This is a genomic window from Streptomyces sp. NBC_00016 (assembly GCF_045040885.1).
Classification (GTDB): Bacteria; Actinomycetota; Actinomycetes; order Streptomycetales; family Streptomycetaceae; genus Streptomyces; species Streptomyces coriariae.
The window spans coordinates 270,773-284,816 of the sequence record NZ_CP108304.1 but is presented as its reverse complement, the minus strand read 5'-3'; the positions used below and the strand labels follow the sequence as shown (position 1 = coordinate 284,816).

At 71.8% G+C, this 14,044-nt stretch carries 12 protein-coding genes and 1 pseudogene; 10 read left to right on the top strand and 3 right to left on the bottom strand.

Annotation, left to right across the window (positions count from 1 at the left end):
• Nucleotides 1-79: 79 nt before the first annotated feature.
• The 10 genes from OG933_RS01300 to OG933_RS01255 all read left to right on the top strand — a co-directional run bounded on the left by OG933_RS01300 (nucleotide 80) and on the right by OG933_RS01255 (nucleotide 11,880).
• The gene (locus OG933_RS01300) at nucleotides 80-1,312 is read left to right on the top strand and encodes a CoA transferase (RefSeq protein ID WP_362532792.1); all 1,233 of its coding nucleotides are present in this window, start codon (nucleotides 80-82) and stop codon (nucleotides 1,310-1,312) included.
• Nucleotides 1,313-1,353: 41 nt separating this feature from the next.
• Nucleotides 1,354-2,553 carry a cytochrome P450 gene (locus tag OG933_RS01295; RefSeq protein ID WP_362532796.1) on the top strand — a complete coding sequence of 400 codons (1,200 nt, stop codon included), beginning with the start codon at nucleotides 1,354-1,356 and terminating at the stop codon, nucleotides 2,551-2,553.
• Nucleotides 2,554-2,561: 8 nt separating this feature from the next.
• Entirely contained in the window at nucleotides 2,562-3,029 is a 468-nt protein-coding gene (locus OG933_RS01290) for a VOC family protein (RefSeq protein WP_405624867.1), read from the top strand.
• A gap of 56 nt (nucleotides 3,030-3,085) precedes the next feature.
• Nucleotides 3,086-4,267: an acyl-CoA dehydrogenase family protein gene (locus tag OG933_RS01285; RefSeq protein WP_405624866.1), complete on the top strand. Its 1,182-nt coding sequence runs from the start codon at nucleotides 3,086-3,088 to the stop codon at nucleotides 4,265-4,267.
• A 4-nt stretch (nucleotides 4,268-4,271) separates the two neighbouring features.
• Nucleotides 4,272-5,816 carry a class I adenylate-forming enzyme family protein gene (locus tag OG933_RS01280; RefSeq protein WP_405624865.1) on the top strand — a complete coding sequence of 515 codons (1,545 nt, stop codon included), beginning with the start codon at nucleotides 4,272-4,274 and terminating at the stop codon, nucleotides 5,814-5,816.
• The gene (locus OG933_RS01275) at nucleotides 5,813-7,090 is read left to right on the top strand and encodes a MaoC family dehydratase N-terminal domain-containing protein (protein ID WP_362532809.1); all 1,278 of its coding nucleotides are present in this window, start codon (nucleotides 5,813-5,815) and stop codon (nucleotides 7,088-7,090) included. The genes OG933_RS01280 and OG933_RS01275 overlap by 4 nt, the downstream gene beginning before the upstream one ends.
• 2 nt (nucleotides 7,091-7,092) lie before the next feature.
• Nucleotides 7,093-7,857, top strand: a complete 765-nt coding sequence (locus OG933_RS01270) for a crotonase/enoyl-CoA hydratase family protein (RefSeq protein WP_362532813.1) — start codon at nucleotides 7,093-7,095, stop codon at nucleotides 7,855-7,857.
• 67 nt (nucleotides 7,858-7,924) lie between these two features.
• Nucleotides 7,925-9,046, top strand: coding sequence for a CaiB/BaiF CoA transferase family protein (locus OG933_RS01265; protein ID WP_405624864.1), 1,122 nt, complete (start codon nucleotides 7,925-7,927; stop codon nucleotides 9,044-9,046).
• 15 nt (nucleotides 9,047-9,061) lie between these two features.
• Nucleotides 9,062-10,204, top strand: coding sequence for a thiolase family protein (locus OG933_RS01260; RefSeq protein WP_362532819.1), 1,143 nt, complete (start codon nucleotides 9,062-9,064; stop codon nucleotides 10,202-10,204).
• On the top strand, nucleotides 10,201-11,880 hold the full coding sequence (locus OG933_RS01255) for a thiolase C-terminal domain-containing protein (RefSeq protein WP_405624862.1): 1,680 nt from the start codon (nucleotides 10,201-10,203) through the stop codon (nucleotides 11,878-11,880). Before OG933_RS01260 ends, OG933_RS01255 begins: the two co-directional genes overlap by 4 nt.
• A 25-nt stretch (nucleotides 11,881-11,905) precedes the next feature.
• On the opposite strand, the pseudogene OG933_RS01250 reads toward OG933_RS01255, so the two are convergent.
• The 3 genes and pseudogenes from OG933_RS01250 to OG933_RS01240 form a co-directional block, all read right to left on the bottom strand.
• Nucleotides 11,906-12,133 (bottom strand): annotated as a pseudogene (locus OG933_RS01250) (MFS transporter); the annotation flags it as partial.
• A 199-nt stretch (nucleotides 12,134-12,332) separates the two neighbouring features.
• Nucleotides 12,333-12,617, bottom strand: coding sequence for a hypothetical protein (locus OG933_RS01245; RefSeq protein WP_405624861.1), 285 nt, complete (start codon nucleotides 12,615-12,617; stop codon nucleotides 12,333-12,335).
• A gap of 362 nt (nucleotides 12,618-12,979) precedes the next feature.
• Nucleotides 12,980-14,017 carry a zinc-binding dehydrogenase gene (locus OG933_RS01240; RefSeq protein ID WP_362532828.1) on the bottom strand — a complete coding sequence of 346 codons (1,038 nt, stop codon included), beginning with the start codon at nucleotides 14,015-14,017 and terminating at the stop codon, nucleotides 12,980-12,982.
• Nucleotides 14,018-14,044: the final 27 nt, after the last annotated feature.

The window sequence follows — 14,044 nt, the reverse complement described above, 5'->3', positions numbered from 1 at the left end:
CCCTGTTGGTCCATACTCGAAGCCCGTATTGCGCATTGGGTATGCGCAATAGCGTTGAGCCGCTGGAGGAGTTGGTCCGATGCAGAGGCCGATGGAGGGCGTGCGGGTTCTCGAAGTCGCGCAGTTCACCTTCGTCCCGGCGGCGGGCGCCGTGCTCGCGGACTGGGGTGCCGACGTGATCAAGATCGAGCACGCCGAACGCGGTGACGCCCAGCGCGGGCTGGTCCGGGTGCTCGGGTACGAGGCCGTCAGCAAGGGGTCGTCGTTCTTCCCGATCATGGAGGGGCCCAACCGTGGGAAACGCAGCGTCGGCCTCGCCCTGGAGAAGCCCTCGGCGCGCCCCGTGCTGGAGGAACTGATCCGCGCCAGCGACGTGTTCCTCACGAACTTCCTGCCCGCGGCGCGGGCGAAGCTGCGGATCGACGTCGAGGACGTCCGGGCGATCAACCCGGACATCATCTACGTCCGGGGCAGCGGCTTCGGCGCGCGCGGGGACGAGGCGGGCAAGGGCGGCTACGACAGCACGGCCTTCTGGGCGCGCGGCGGAAGCGCCGCCGGTGTCACACCGCCCGGTGCGGACAGGATGGCGCGGATGCCCGCCGGCGCCTACGGCGACGCGATGGGCGGTATGACCGTCGCCGGAGGCATAGCCGCCGCCCTCTACTCCCGTGCCACCACCGGTGAACCATCCGTCGTGGACGTGTCGTTGGTCGGCGTCGGCGCCTGGGCCACCCAGTTCACGGTCAACCTCGCGCTGATGAACGGCGGCCCGCTCCTGGTGAACACCCCGCCCCGGCACGGCGCGGCCACCAACCCGCTCATCGGCGCCTACCGCACCTCGGACGGCCGCTGGATCGAACTGGCTATGCTGCAACCCGGCCGGTACTGGGCGGAGTTCTGCAAGCTGGCCGGCCGCGAGGAGCTGAGCGGCGACGAACGCTTCGACAGCACCGAGAAGCTGATGGCCAACGCCGCCGAGGCCGCCGAGATCGTGGCCGAGCTGATCGCGTCCCGCCCCTACGCCGAGTGGACCGAGATCCTCTCCCGCGGTGCGGGACAGTGGGCGGCCGTGCAGAACGCCTGGGAGGTCGGCCAGGATCCCGCCCTGCGCGCCAACGGTCTCATCGCCTCCGTCGTGGACGCCGACGGCGTGGACCGCGAACTCGTCGCCAGCCCCGTCCAGTTCGACGAATCCCCGGTCCGTCTCACGCGCGCGCCCCAGTTCGCGGAGCACACCGACGAGGTCCTGCGCTCGCTCGGTCTCGGCGACGACGAACTCCTCGCGCTCAAGATCGACGGCGCCGCGACCTGACGAACGTGCGACGAGACGAACGTACGACGAGAGGAGCCGTGATGAGCACGACGCTCGAACCCGACGGAACCCACGACGGTCTGCCCGCCTACCACTTCGACAACCGGCTCGGCGGCCCGGTCCTCAGCCACCAGGAGCGATGGGACGAGATCGCCGGCGCCCACTCCGGGTTCCGCAGCACCATCGCGCGCGGCTACTGGGTCGTCACGGACGGCCCGGAGGTGCAGAAGGCACTCCAGGACTGGCGGACCTTCTCCAACAAGTCGGTGACCGCGCTCGAACCGAACCCGAAGTTCCTGTGGATCCCCGAGATGCTGGACCCGCCCACGCACTCCGTGTGGCGGCGCCTCCTCGGCCGCTACTTCTCCCCGAGCGCCGTCGCCGCCCGGGAGCCGGAGGTCCGCCAGGTCGCGGCGGAGATGATCGACGCACTGAAGGGCCGGGACGGCGCCGACGTGCTCGACGAGTTCGCACGCCGCTTCCCGACCCTGATCTTCATGCGTCTGATGGGCCTGCCGGAGGAGGACCTGCTCACCTTCCTCGCGTGGACCCACGAGCTGCTCCACCTCTCCCACGACGAGGACCCGGACGGCGCCCGGCAGATGACCGCCATGCGGGAGGTGTCGGCCTACTTCGAGGAACAGATCGCCCTGCGCCGCAGGACGCCGCGTGACGACCTGCTCTCCCACGCCATGGCCTGGACGATCGACGGCGAGCCGATCGACGACCGGGACATGCACGCCTTCTGCATCCTGATGTTCCAGGCCGGCTTCGACACGGTCCCCATCTCGATCGGCTGGGCGCTGTACCACTTCGCCGCCCATCCGGAGCAGCGGGCGGAGATCCTCGCCGATCCCTCGCTCATCCCCACCGGGGTGGAGGAGATCCTTCGGGTCTACTCGTTCGTCGTCCCGGCGCGCAAGGCCACGCAGGACGTGGAGATCGGCGGCTGCCCGGTCAAGGCCGGCGAGATGGTGATGCTCCCGCTCGCGGTCACCAACCGCGACCCCGGCCGGTACGACAACCCGCTCGAGGTGGACCTGCGACGCAAGGCCACCAACCACATCGCGTTCGGCTCCGGCCCGCACCGCTGCCTCGGCTCGCATCTCGCCCGCCTCGAACTCAACGTGGCCGTCGAGGAGTGGCACCGGCGCATCCCCGACTACCGGATCGCGCCCGGACAGGAACTTTGGCAGCACGGCAACATGTACGGCATCAAGTCGCTCCGGCTGGAGTGGTGAGGGACGTCGTGAGCCATCCCCTCAGAGCGGCGGATCTCTACCACACCGGGATCGTGGTCCCGGACGTCGACGCCTGGAAGGCCCGCATGGGCGAGGTCGCCGGCTACCGGTGGACCGAGACCATGTCCGCGGACCTGCCGGTCCGGCTGGCCGACGGCGATCGCGTGCTGAACCTCCGCTACACGTACTCGCTCGACGCCCCGCACATCGAACTCGTCCAGGAGATCCCCGGGACACCGTGGACGGCGGCCGAACGCGTCGCGACCCACCACCTCGGCTATTTCTGCGACGACGTGCCCACCACGTCGAGGCGGCTGGAGGAGGCGGGTTTCGCCCTGGAGGCGTGCGCGCTCGTCGACGACGCCCCGTCGATCTTCGCCTACCACCTGGCCCCTTGCGGTGTGCGGATCGAGATCGTGGACCGCGCCTGGATGCCCGACTTCGCCGCCTACCTGCGGTCGAAGGCACCCCAGTGACAGGCCCAGTGACAGCCCAGCTGACGACTCCACTGACAGTCGAGGACGAAAACCACGTGGCACCCACCTCCGCCTTCACCTTCACCGAGGAGCACGAAGCACTCCGGTCGACGCTGCGCCGCTTCCTGCGCGACAAGGCGCCGAGCGAGGCGGTACGCCGCTCGATGGAATCCGAAGCGGGCCACGACCCGCGGATCTGGCGACAGATGGCGGACCAACTCGGCCTGCACGGACTGGCGTTGCCGCAGGAGTACGGCGGCTTCGGCGGCGGGCCCGTCGAGTTGGGGATCGTCCTGGAGGAACTGGGGCGGGTCCTGTTGCCGTCGCCGTACTTCGCCACCGTGGCCCTCGCCGGACAGGCCCTCGCCGCGTCCGGCGACGACACGGCGAAAGCGCGCTGGCTGCCCGCGATCGCGGAGGGCTCGCTGACCGGCACGCTGGCGGTGGCCGAGGAGAGCGGGACATGGCGCGTCGAGGACGTGGCGGCCGAAGCCGTGCCCGGCGACGGGGGAGCCTGGCGGGTGTCGGGCACGAAGATGTTCGTCATCGACGGCCACAGCGCCGACCTGCTCCTCGTCGTGGCCCGCACCGACACCGGACCCGGACTGTTCGCCGTGGACGGTTCCGCGACCGGAGTGACCCGCACCCGCCTGGAGACGCTCGACCCGACGCGCCGCCTGGCGCGCGTCGACCTGGCAGGCGCGGTGGCGCTGCGGATCGGCCCGGACGGGGACGCCACCGGGTATCTGCGCACGGTGCTCGACCTCGCGGCCGTGGCGCTGGCCGCCGAACAGGTCGGCGGGGCGCAGGCGTGTCTGGACGCGGCGGTGGAGTACGCGAAGGTCCGGGTGCAGTTCGGCCGGCCCATCGGATCGTTCCAGGCGATCAAGCACAAGTGCGCCGACATGCTGCTGAAGGTCGAGGCCGCCCGGTCGGCCGCGTACCACGCGATGTCCGTGGCGGCCGGGGGACCGGGCGAACCGCCGGGGGCCGGGGGAGCGGACGGGCTGGCGGTGTCCGCCGCGCTCGCGGCGGCGTACTGCGCGGACGCCTTCACCCACGCGGCAAAGGAGAACATCCAGATCCACGGCGGCATCGGGTGCACGTGGGAGCACGACGCGCACCTCCACCTGAAGCGCGCGAAGTCGTCCGAGCAGCTCTTCGGCAGCCCGGCGACGCACCGGGGGCGGCTGGCCGACCTGCTCGGAATCTCCGTGCCCATGGCGACGAAAGGCTGATCACGTGGGAATTCGCGACCGCCTGTCCCGGCTGCTGGCCGAAGCCGCCGCCGACGCCGAGGCGATCGAGCACCACGGGCAGTGGTGGACCTGGGGTCAGGTCCAACGGACCGCGCGGGGAGCCGTCGAAGCGCTCGACGCGGCGGGTTTGGAAACCGGCGCCCGCGTCGGTGTCGTCCTGGAGAACCGGCCCGAGCACGTCGCCGTGGTCGCCGCGGTGATCGCTTCCGGGCGGTGCCTGGTGATGCTGAGCCCCTTGCAGCCCGCCGCGCGCCTCGCCGCCGACATCGCCCGCTGCGAGCTGCCCGTCGTCGTCTCCGGCGCCGAGGCCCTCGCAGGCGAGGGCGTCCTGGCCGCGGTGACCGCTCACGGAGCGGCCGTGGAGCTGCGCCCGGACGGCACCCTGCGGCCCGCGGGCGGCACGGCGCCCGCCGAGGCGCCGACCAGCCCCGGGGTCGCCGTGGAGATGCTCACCTCCGGCACCACCGGGCCCCCCAAACGCGTCCATCTGCGCAGCGGCCAGCTCGACCAGGCGCTCGTCTCCGGCGGGCAGACCCCGAAGCCCGAAAGGCTGCTGTCGCGGTCGGCGTCGCTCGTGGCCACCCCGCTCGTGCACATCGGCGGCCTGTGGCGGGCGCTCGCCTGTCTCGCGACCGGGCGCCGCATGGTGTTGATGTCCAAGTTCGCCGTCGAACCCTGGGTGAGCGCGGTGGAGCGGCACCACCTGCGGGCGGCGAGTCTGGTGCCGGCGGCCATCCGCGCCGTGCTCGACGCCCGGGTTCCGCAGGAGCGGCTCGCGAGCCTGCAGGTCGTCACCTCCGGCACGGCGCCCTGCCCGGCCGAACTCGCCGACGCGTTCTTCCGCACGTACGGCATCCCCGTCCTCATGACCTACGGCGCCACCGAGTTCGCCGGAGCGGTGGCCGGCTGGACGCTGCCGTTGCACGAGCGGTGGTGGCAGCGGAAGGCGGGCAGCGCCGGGCGGGCCCTCGACGGGGTCGAACTGCGGGTGACCGGTGACGACGGAGCCGAGATCCCCGTCGGCGGAACGGGCCGGCTGGAGGTCCGGACCGAACAGAGCACCCGGGGCGGCCGGGCGTGGGTGCGCACCAGCGATCTCGCCCGGATCGACGCCGACCGGTTCGTCTGGATCGAGGGACGCGCGGACGACGCCATCATCCGCGGCGGCTTCAAGGTGCAGCCGGAGACGGTCAAACGCGCACTGGAGACGCACCCGGCTGTACGGGAGGCGGCCGTGGCGGGGCTGCCGGACGCGAGGCTGGGCGAGGTGCCGGTCGCGGCGGTCGAGGTCGAGCGGGAACAGGCCGCCCCGGACCCCGCCGAACTCGTCGCCCTCTGCCGTGTCCGGCTCACCCCGTACGAGGTGCCGGCGCACATCGTGGTCCTGGACGCACTGCCCCGGACCCCGTCGAGCAAGGTGAGCCGCACGGAGTTGCTGCACCTCGTCCGCGCCCGGATCGCACAACAGGACCGTGTCGAGAAGGACGGTGTCGAGAAGGACCGTGTCGAGGAGGAGGACCGGCGATGACGGACACGCAGGAGAAGAGGCCGGAGCGGTTCGGCGTACTGACCGACGAGGCGGTCGAACGCTCCCGCCGCCGCCTCGGCGTCCCCCAGCCCCAACGCAACCCGCCGCACAACTACGAGGTGACTTGGGACGGCGTACGCCACTTCGCCTACGGCTACGGCGACGACAACCCCCTGTACTGCGACCCGGACTACGCGGCCGGGACCCGCTGGGGCTCGCTCGTCGCACCGCCCGCCTTCCTGTACACGATGGGCGAGGACGCCGCTCCGACGCCGGATCCGCCCACCAGGGCGCTCCTGAAGGGTGACCCGTTCGCGGGCCTCGGCTCCTACCAGGCGGTGATGGAGTTCGAGTGGTGGCGCCCCCTGCAACTCGGCGACCGGTGCCGGGTGTTGCAGGCACAGGTGGGCGTCCACCTCAAGCCCAGCAGCTTCGGCGGGCGCACGGCACATGTCGTGCGCGACTACCTCTACGCCAACGGGCGGGGCGAGATGCACGCCCTGAGGCGAGGCACCTGGATCAACGCCGAGCGGCACACGTCGCGGAAGCGGGCCAAGGAGCACCGGGAACAGGAGCCCTACACGGCCGAGCAGCTCGCCGGGATCGACGCCGCCTACGCGGCCGAGACCCGGCGTGGAGCCGAACCGCGTTACTGGGAGGACGTGGAGATCGGTGAAGAGCTTCAGCCGCGGGTCAAGGGACCGCTGACGACCACCGACGTGGTCGTCTGGCACCTGGGCTGGGGCATGCAGCTCACCCCGCCGGGGGCGTTCGGGATCGCCGCGAAGGTCCGCCGCAAGGCCCCCGGCCTCTACCCGCCGAACCCGCTGAACATCCCGGACACCGTGCAGCGCCTGCACTGGGAACCTGAGCGGGCGAGGGAACTCGGGCTGCCGAACCCCTACGACTACGGCGGGATGCGGGAGACGTGGCTGTGCCATCTGCTCACCGACTGGATCGGCGACGACGGCTGGCTGTGGAAACTGCGCTGCGAGCACCGCAGGTTCAACTATCTCGGCGACACCACCTGGGTACGCGGCACGGTCGTCGACAAACGCCAGGCGGACGGGCGGTCCGAGGTGCACATCGAGGTGCGGTGCGAGAACCAGCGGGGTGAGGTCACCACCCCCGGTACGGCCGTGGTCCTGCTGCCGACCCGGGACCGGGCCGTGGACCTCCCGGCGCCGCCCGCCGACGACCTGGACGGCATGGTCGCCCATGAACTGGCCCGATTCGCCGTGACCGGCGATCAAGTGCACGATTCGAGGAGGTAGGCGTGTCCGACGACGTACTGGTGGAGCGCCGTGGCGCGGTCCAGGTCATCACGATCAACCGTCCTGCGGTCAAGAACGCGCTGGACGCCGGGGTGGCCGCCGGAGTGGCGGCCGCGGTGGACGAGCTCGACGAGTCGGACGAGCTGAGGGTCGGCGTGCTCACGGGGGCGGGCGGGACGTTCTCGGCGGGGATGGACCTCAAGGCGTGGCTGCGCGGCGAGAGCCCCGCGATCGAGGGCCGCGGACTGTGCGGGATCAGCATGACACCGCCGCGCAAGCCACTGATCGCCGCCGTCGAGGGCTGGGCCCTGGCCGGCGGGTTCGAACTGCTGCTGGCCTGCGATCTGGTAGTCGCCGCCCGCACGGCGCGACTCGGCGTGCCGGAGGTGACCCGGTCGCTGGTGGCCCGCGCGGGAGCCGCTCTCCATCTGCCGCGCCGGATCCCGTACGCGATCGCCCTGGAACTCCTGCTGACCGGCCAACCGATCGATGCCGAACGGGCGGCCGCGTACGGCCTGGTCAACCGGCTCACCGACGAGGGCGGCGCGCTCGACGGCGCGCTGGGACTCGCCGAGACCATCGCGGCGAACGGCCCCCTGGCGGTCGCGGCGACCAAGGAGATAGCGCGCGCCACCGCCGACTGGACCCTGGCGGAGGCATGGGGCAAGCAGGTCGACATCGCCGAGCCGGTGTTCCGGTCGCAGGACGCCCGGGAAGGGGCGGCGGCCTTCGCCGAGAAGCGGGCGCCGGTCTGGAAGGGCCGCTGACAGCGCCGTACGCCCGATCAAGTGTCGCCGTACGTCCGATCAAGCGTCCTCGACCGAAGGAGGGGTGATGACGACAGGACCGCTCGCCGGCTGCCGGGTCGTCGAACTCGGCAGCATCGGGCCGGGGCCGTTCGCCGGGATGCTCCTGGCCGACCTCGGGGCGGAGGTCGTCCGCGTGGACCGGCCCGAGCGCGCGGACGAGGCGGAGGCGGGCGGACCGGCGGACGTGCTGAACCGGGGCAAGCGCTCGGTAGTGCTCGATCTGAAGGACCCGGCCGCGACCGCCGCACTCCTGCGACTCGTCGAGCGGGCCGATGTGTTGATCGAGGGGTTCCGTCCCGGCGTCACCGAACGGCTGGGCATCGGACCGCACGACTGCCTCGCCTGCAACCCCCGCCTGGTCTACGGCCGGATGACCGGCTGGGGCCAGGAAGGACCGCTCGCCGCCGCGGCCGGCCACGACCTCACCTACATCGCGCTGACGGGCGCGCTCGGCGCCATCGGGGACGCGGGCGGCCCGCCGCAGATACCGCTGAACCTCGTCGGCGACTTCGGGGGCGGCGGCTGCTACCTCGTGATCGGCGTACTGGCCGCCCTGCACGCCGCCGCCCGCACCGGCCGCGGCCAGGTCGTCGACGCGGCCATTGTCGACGGCACCGCCCACCTCCTCGCCAGCACCTTCGCCAAGCTCGCTCGCGACGAGTGGCACGACGAGCGGGGCGTCAACCGCTTCGACGGCGGCTGGCCGTTCTACGCCGTGTACGCGACCAAGGACGGTCGGCATGTGGCGGTCGGCGCGCTGGAGCGCAAGTTCTACCGGTGCCTCGTCGAACTGCTCGGCCTGGAGGTCGACCTGGACCGGCAGCACGACCGGTCGACCTGGCCGGAGTTGCGGCGGCTGCTGACGCGGCGCTTCGCGGAGCGCACCCGGGACGAGTGGGCGGCGCTGTTCGAGGGCACCGACGCCTGCGTGGCACCCGTCCTGAGCCTCACCGAGGCGGCGGCACATCCCCATCTGGCCGCGCGTTCAAGCCTGTTCACTCGCGACGGAGTGGTCCAGCCGGCCGCCGCGCCGCGCTTCTCGGCGACCCCGTCGAGCCCCGGCCGCACGGCGCCGGCCGTCGGCGCCGACACCCGGGCCGTGTTCCGGGACTGGGGAGTCGACGCCGCCGTGCAGATCCCCGACTGACCTCAAGGAGCTTTCATGCGAGACGCCGTCATCGTCGACGCCGTGCGCACCCCGATCGGCAAGCGCAACGGCTCGCTGGCCCCGGTGCACGCGGCGGATCTCTCGGCGAAGGTGCTGAACGCCCTCGTCGAGCGCACCGGCGTGGACCCCGGCACCGTCGACGACGTGGTCTGGGGCTGTGTGACCCAGATCGGCGACCAGTCGAGCAACGTCGGCCGGTTCGCGGTGCTCGCCGCCGGATGGCCGGAACACGTCCCGGCCGTCACGGTCAACCGGGCCTGCGGCTCCAGTCAGCAGGCGGTCGACCAAGCCGCGCACGCGGTCATGGCGGGCCAGTACGACCTCGTGGTGGCGGGCGGGGTGGAGACGATGAGCCGGGTGCCGCTCGGCTCGCACCGCACCACGGGGCAGCCCTACGGACCCGGAGCGCTGGCCCGTTACGACGGCGTCGAGTTCAGCCAGGGCACCGGCGCTGAACTGATCGCCGAACGCTGGGGTCTCACCCGCACCCGGCTCGACGAGTTCGCCGCACGGTCCCACGCCAAGGCGGCCGCGGCGATCGACGCGGGTGTCTTCGACGACCACATCGTGCCGATCGAGGTCGACGGCACCAAGTTCGCCGTGGACGAGGGGCTTCGCCGGGGGACGTCGGTCGAGACGCTGGCCCGCCTCAAGCCGTCGTTCAGGGAGGACGGAGTGATCCACGCCGGGAACTCCTCCCAGATCTCCGACGGCGCCGCCGCTCTGCTCGTCACCACTCCCGAGCGGGCCCGCGAACTCGGCCTCACCGCGATCGCCCGCTACCACTGCGGAGCCGTCAGCGGCGCGGACCCGATCACCATGCTGCTCGGCCCGATTCCCGCGACCGATAAGGTGCTCCGACGGTCCGGGCTGAGCCTCGACGACATCGGCGTGTACGAGGTCAACGAGGCGTTCGCCCCGGTCCCGTTGGCCTGGCTGGCCGAGACCGGCGCCGACCCAGAGCGGCTCAACCCGCTGGGTGGGGCGATCGGGGTGGGCCACCCGCTCGGCGGCTCCGGCGCCATCCTGATGACACGGCTCCTGGCCCGGATGCGGAGCGAGAACCTCCGCTACGGACTGCAGACCATGTGCGAGGGCGGCGGCACCGCGAACGCCACGATCATCGAGCTGCTGTGACGACCCGCGTCGAACGTCCGCTGCCCCAACCCACCCTCGCCAGCACCGAGTTCTGGGGTTCCGGGGCCGACGGGGTGCTGAGGATCCCGCACTGCGGGGACTGCGGACGTCACTTCCATCCGCCGCTGCCGGTGTGTCCCTCCTGCCGTAGCCGCGCGGTGGCCCTCGCCCCCGTCTCGGGCAGGGCCGTGGTGGTCGGGTTCAGCGTCAACCACCAGACCTGGCTGCCGAACTTCCCGCCGCCGTACGTCGTCGCCGTGGTCGCCCTCGCGGAGGACGACCGGGCGCGGCTGACGACGAACATCGTCGGCTGCGAGCCGGACGAGGTGCGCGTCGGCCTGCGGGTCCGGGTGCGCTTCGAGCAACTCGAAGAAGACGTGTACGTCCCCCTGTTCGAGCCGGACCCGGAGACCGAGGCGGAGACCGAGGCCGCCGAGGGTCCCGGCCCGCTGCCCGAGCCCCGTGACGTCCGCACCGCCCTGCGGCCCATGGCCTCACCCCGCAAGTACGAGGACAGGGTCGCGCTGACCGGCGTGGGACAGTCGCGCGTGGGCCGACGCCTCATGGCCGACCCCCTCTCCCTGACCGTCGACGCCTGTCTGGCCGCGGTCGCGGACGCGGGCCTCGGCCTCGACGAGATCGACGGGCTCTCCACCTACCCGGGACCGAGCCCCGACGGCATGAGCGAAGGCGGCGTCACCGCTCTCACCGAGGCTCTGCAACTGCGCCCCACCTGGGTCAACGGCGCCCGCGAGGTGCCGGGCCAGATCGGCTCGATCACCGCCGGCATGCTCGCGGTCGCCGCCGGACTGTGCCGGCACGTGCTGTGCTTCCGCACGGTGTGGGAGTCCTCCCACAGTGCCCTGGTCCGGTCCGGCCGGTGGCAGGCGTCGTCCGGCGGCCGCGCCACCGGCATGTTCGAGTTCCGGGCGCCGTTCGGAGCCATGTCGGCCGCGCAGTGGATCGGCTGCAACGCCTCGCACTACATGCACCGTTACGGCGTCGGCCGCGAGGCCCTCGGCGCCATCGCCGTCACCGCGCGGGCGAACGCGGCCCGCAATCCCGAGGCCCTGCACCGCGACCCCATGACCCTCGACGACTACTTCGACGCCCGAATGATCACCACACCGTTCGGGCTCTACGACTGCGACGTGCCGTGCGACGGAGCGGTGGCCGTCGTCGTCTCCGCGATCGAGACGGCGTACGACCGGCCCCGGCCGCCCGTCCTGGTGGAGGCCGTCGGCACGGCCGTGCTCGAACGCCTCAGCTGGGACCAGGAGACCCTGACCCACCTGCCGCAGTCGCACAGCCCCTCGGCCCACCTGTGGACGCGGACCGACCTCACACCCGCCGACGTCGATGTCGCCCTGCTCTACGACGGGTTCACCTTCAACGCCCTGTCCTGGATCGAGGGCCTCGGCTTCTGCGGACCGGGCGAGGCGACCGACTTCATCGCTGGCGGCAAGTCCATCGCCCTGGACGGCGGCCTCCCGCTGAACCCGCACGGCGGCCAGCTCTCGGCGGGCCGCCTGCACGGCTTCGGCTTCGTCCGCGAGGCCATGCTCCAGTTGCGCGGCGACGCGCGGGACCGTCAGGTCGAGGACGCCCGGGTCGCGGTGGTGACGGCGGGCGGGGGAGTGCCGTCGGGGGCGATGCTGCTGAGGAGGGCTGAGTAGCCGGTCTCCGTCGGACCGGCCCGCCTCAGGCGGGGAGGCTCACGCGTTGCCGCTCCGACCGGGTGAGGCGTGCCGAACGCGTGCGGGTGCCGAAGGCGGCCAGGGCGATCGCGTCGAGCAGCCAGGTGCCGGCGATGAAGTAGAAGACGCTCTGGTAGCCGTGGCCGTTGTAGAGCGCGGCGACGATCAGCGGACCGGCGGCGTTCGACAGCCGGCCGAGGCCGTAGGAGACGCTCGTTCCCAGGGAGCGGCTGGTAGATCAGCCGGCGTTCGGATGCCGCTGACGCGACGATCGTGGTCCGTGCACGCGGTTCGGTGATCCATGACGAGCCGTGTTCCCGGTCCTCGCCGCGGCCGACGCACCCGGCGGGATCAAGACGGTGCGGGGCGACCAAGTGGGCAGCGGGCCGGTAAGGCCCCGGAGCCGTCTCGTGCGGGCGGGCCGAGCGCTGTCACGCGGAGGCCACCACCTCGCCGGCCATGACCTGGGGAGGGTGGGGGAGCAGCGTCGCGAGGTTGTCCCGCACGAAGTCCGCGGCCCTCGAGATCGATTCGTCGGCGCCGGCCCGGTCCTGGAAGACGCTGGTCGAGACCATCACTCCGTCCCCGGTGTCGATCCAGTAGTAGGCCACGAAGCCGGAGACCTGGCGCATGAGCGGCACGAACCCCTCGTTCACGAGACGTGCGGCCTCGGCCGCATCGGTCACCCCTTCGTACCGCCGGACTGCTTCGTACATCACCAAGCTCCTCACGGCGTTCTTCGTTCGTCCCCTGTTGAGGCGTCATACCCCTGCGTCGGCCGCCTGGCTCATCAGGTGTCCGGCAATCACCTGATGAGCCGCCTGGGGTGATCTGAACGGCGGTCGCCGGCCCGGACACCCGCCGGCCGCGGCGGGAGCGGATCGGCGGGAGGCCCTTGACCAGAAGGATCGGAGCCTGGCTGTCGCGGCGGGCTCGCTCCCGAGACTCCGTCGGACAGGGGCAGAGCGGTCCGCTCGGTGAGCGAGTGGATCCCGGAGCCTCTGCGAGCAACACGGACACAGCCCCGCAAGACCGCCCCGCACGCAGAACGAACACCGTGGCAGCACTGAGGATCAAGTCAGTCGTCGAAGGTGACGATGACCTTCTCCGCGGCTCCGGGGGTCAGCGCCAACTCGAAGGCCTGTGTCACCTCGGCGAACGGCACCCGATGACTGATCAGCCTGGCGAAGCGGTCCTGGTGCTCGGCAAGCTCCGCGGTCACCTCGAAGATCTCGGTCGGATACCCTTGGGAAGCGATGAGGGTGAGCTCGCTACGGAGCATGGCGCCCAGGTCGATCGCCTCGGACGGTTTCTGCACACCGACCATGACCAGCTTGGCGCCCCACTTGGCGGCGTCGACCGTGGCGTTGAAGACGGCGGCGACACCGGCGGCGTCGATGTAGATGTCGGTACCGGCACGCGGCTGGCCCAGCGCGTTGGCCGCCTCGCCGTGCAGCTCGGTCAGCCGGGCGGTGACGTCCTGCTCGGCGGAGTTGATCACGGCGTCCGCGCCGACGGCCAGCGCGGTCTCCAGCCGCTCGGGGATGACATCGGCGACGACCACGTGCTCCACCCCGCGCAGCTTCAGCCAGATGGTCGTGGCCAGCCCGATCGTCCCGGCACCGAAGACGACGACCTTGTCGCCGGGCTTCGCCTCCGAGCGGTTGACGCAGTGCCGGGCCACCGCCAAGGGCTCGTTCAGCGCGGCCACGCCGAAGGGCAGCTCGTCCGGGAACACCGCCACACTCGTGCCCACGACGGCGTTCTCGACGAGCAGGTACTCGTTCATCCCGCCCAGCTCGCCGCCGCAGCCGATGATGCCGGACGGCGCGGCCTGCGGGTTGACGACCACCCGGTCTCCGACCGCGAGGTCCGTGATCGCGGTGCCCACCTCGACGACCTCACCGGCCGGTTCGTGACCGAGCGGCAGCGGGACCACCGAGCCGGTGATGTCGTACGGGGTGCCGCCGGTCCGGACGAAGAACGTGTCGGTGCCGCAGATGCCGCAGGCGCGGATCCGCACGAGGATGTCCTGCGGGCCGGGCGCGGGGCGCTCGACCTCCACGACGTCGATGTCGTTCTTCGCGCCGGTCCGGACGGACTTCATCGTGGCCATGGAGCCGACTCCTTCTGCGGGAACACT

What these genes read in the sequence shown, in the direction of transcription:
- OG933_RS01245 (WP_405624861.1), bottom strand. Translation starts at nt 12,617, where the DNA reads ATGTACGAAGCAGTCCGGCGGTACGAAGGGGTGACCGATGCGGCCGAG.
- OG933_RS01265 (WP_405624864.1), top strand. Translation starts at nt 7,925, where the DNA reads ATGACGACAGGACCGCTCGCCGGCTGCCGGGTCGTCGAACTCGGCAGC.
- OG933_RS01295 (WP_362532796.1), top strand. Translation starts at nt 1,354, where the DNA reads ATGAGCACGACGCTCGAACCCGACGGAACCCACGACGGTCTGCCCGCC.
- OG933_RS01275 (WP_362532809.1), top strand. Translation starts at nt 5,813, where the DNA reads ATGACGGACACGCAGGAGAAGAGGCCGGAGCGGTTCGGCGTACTGACC.
- OG933_RS01240 (WP_362532828.1), bottom strand. Translation starts at nt 14,017, where the DNA reads ATGGCCACGATGAAGTCCGTCCGGACCGGCGCGAAGAACGACATCGAC.
- OG933_RS01260 (WP_362532819.1), top strand. Translation starts at nt 9,062, where the DNA reads ATGCGAGACGCCGTCATCGTCGACGCCGTGCGCACCCCGATCGGCAAG.
- OG933_RS01300 (WP_362532792.1), top strand. Translation starts at nt 80, where the DNA reads ATGCAGAGGCCGATGGAGGGCGTGCGGGTTCTCGAAGTCGCGCAGTTC.